The following is a 2227-nucleotide window of genomic DNA, read 5'->3' as shown; positions in this document are numbered from 1 at the left end:
GACCGGTGCTCGGCCAGCACCAGCAGCAGCGAGGTGACCGCCATCAGCTCCCACAGCAGCAGGAAGGACGACACGCTGGACGCCGCCGGCACCAGCAGCAGCGTGGCCGCGAAGACGGGTAACACCGCCTGCACCCCGCGGGCGGACACCCCGTGCCCGGTGTAACCGATCCCGTAGAGCGCCACCGGCGCCACCACCGCGCCGGAGACGGCCATGAACAGCCCCGAAAGGGCGTCCACCGTCAGATGCACCCCGGCCAGCGGCAGCAGGCCGGGCAGGCTCGCCGACCACGGCGCGCCACCGCCGCTGGTGCCGCCGCCACCGGCGAGCGCCGCGAGCCCGGCGGTGAGCCCGGCCACGCCGACCCCGGCGGTGCACACCCCCACCAGAGCCGGCCGCACCCGCTCGGGGGTGAACGCCCCGGCCACCGCCCCGACGCCGGCCAGCCCGGTGGCGGTGGCCAGCGCCGGCCCGACCAGACCGCTCACTGGCGGGTCACGGTGCGTAGCGCGGCCACGATCGCGTCCGGCTCCGGCGGGCAGCCCGGCACCTGCAGGTCCACTGGCACCACGTCGGCCACCGAGCCCTGCACGCCGTAGCCGCCGGCGAACTCCCCGCAGTTCAGCGCGCAGTCACCCACCGCTATCACCAGCCGGGGCCGTGGTGTCGCCTCCACCGTGCGGCGCAGCGGCTCGGCCATGTTGCGCGTCACCGGCCCAGTGACCAGCAGCACGTCCGCGTGCCGGGGTGACGCCACCACGCGCGCCCCGTACCGCTCGGCGTCGTACACCGGGCCGAACGCGGCGGCAATCTCGATCTCGCACCCGTTGCAGGACCCGGCATCGACGCATCGCACCTGTACCGAGCCGGCGAGCCCGCGGGCCGCCGGTGGGCACTCCGCCCGCGGCGCCGGCGGGGCCTGTTCGGCCACCCGCCCGGTGTCGCGGATCTTACGCAGCAGATTCACCACATGCTCCTGATGTTCGGTGACGACGTCCTTCCTGGTGAGCGGAAGGTGACCAGACGTTGCGTCGGGTGCTGTACGTGCTGTTTCGGAGCAACCGACGACGCCGCGATCCACACCGTCACGCGCCGTGCTGCCACGGCACGATCGGTGCTGCCGCGGTCCACACCGTTGTGATCTGCGTCCGCGACCCGTGTCGCCATGACCTGTGTCAACACGCTTCGCGCCGCCATGGTCATGCCGTCGGTGGATGGTGCGTCCGTCGGGCCGCAGTCACCCCGTGGGCCGCGTCTCCCCCGCATGCAGACACGGCCTCACGTACGGCACGCCGACCTTACCAATTGCAAACATTAGCAACTGAAGGAGATGCCAAGAGCCGCCGGTACCCCCGCCGTCCACCGTCCGCCGAACCCTGGCCCGGCAGGCCTGTCCGGATGATGTTCCGCGTCGCGGGGATGCCTTGACCTCGACCGCGGTTGAACTCCCAGCATGATCATGTTTTTCCGGCGGATCGGAGAGGGGATTTTTATGATCATGAAGGAGTATTCCGAGCGGGAGCTTGCCTCCCAGCCCATCGGCTACTGGAGCGGTGAGGCGTACCGCGCGGTGGTCGGGCGCATCCGTACGGAGCTGGCCACGGAAGATCTCACCCAGCCGCACTGGTGGACGCTCAACCATGTCGCCGGTGCCCCCGGCGCGTGGAGCCGGGCGAAGCTCGTCGAGCGACTGGCCCCGTTCGACGATCTCGGAATCGATTTCGACGACGTCTTCGACGATCTGATCACCCGAGGATGGATGACGGAGGACGCCTTGACGCGCTCACTGGCGCTGACCAGAGTTGGGGAGGCTGGGCTGCTGCGCGCCAGGGAGCGCACCGCGCGCGCTCACGGACAGACGCACGAAGGCATCGCAACGGCCGACTACGTGACGGCACTCAACGTCCTGCGCCGCATGATCGATAATCTGGGCGGCAACAGCGACCTTCCCTGATCCCCTCGATAACCAGCTTTCCCAAGGAAAGCCCTGGTCAGCCCCACGCTATATCACTCAGCCGTACCTTCGTACCGCCGGCAAGCGAGGATCGTCAGTCGTGGATGACGTCGTCGATGGTGGTCGCGGTGCCCACGCGGCGTAGCCAGACATCCAGCTGGGCCAGGTCGGCGCAGGCCATGATCCGCTCACGGACCGCCTCGGGCACCGGCACGCCGCGCGCGTCGAGCACGGTCAGCACCGCCCGCCCTTCCCCACGGGCCTCCCCACGGG

The 2227-nt window shown here is 70.4% G+C and carries 2 protein-coding genes and 1 pseudogene; 1 reads left to right on the top strand and 2 read right to left on the bottom strand.

Features of this window, described 5'->3' with window-relative positions:
* Positions 1 to 488, bottom strand: a pseudogene (locus tag AC5LUJ_RS14510) (hypothetical protein); the annotation flags it as partial.
* Positions 485 to 967 carry an NADH-quinone oxidoreductase subunit B family protein gene (locus AC5LUJ_RS14505; RefSeq protein ID WP_250287511.1) on the bottom strand — a complete coding sequence of 161 codons (483 nt, stop codon included), beginning with the start codon at positions 965 to 967 and terminating at the stop codon, positions 485 to 487. The pseudogene AC5LUJ_RS14510 and the gene AC5LUJ_RS14505, both read right to left, overlap by 4 nt.
* A 486-nt stretch (positions 968 to 1453) precedes the next feature.
* Here AC5LUJ_RS14505 and AC5LUJ_RS14500 point away from each other — a divergent pair, with 486 nt between their 5' ends.
* Positions 1454 to 1954: a MarR family transcriptional regulator gene (locus AC5LUJ_RS14500; protein WP_493465098.1), complete on the top strand. Its 501-nt coding sequence runs from the start codon at positions 1454 to 1456 to the stop codon at positions 1952 to 1954.
* Positions 1955 to 2227: the final 273 nt, after the last annotated feature.

Source organism: Protofrankia sp. CiP1_Cm_nod3 (genome assembly GCF_982290655.1).
This window is presented reverse-complemented; position numbering and strand designations above follow the sequence as displayed.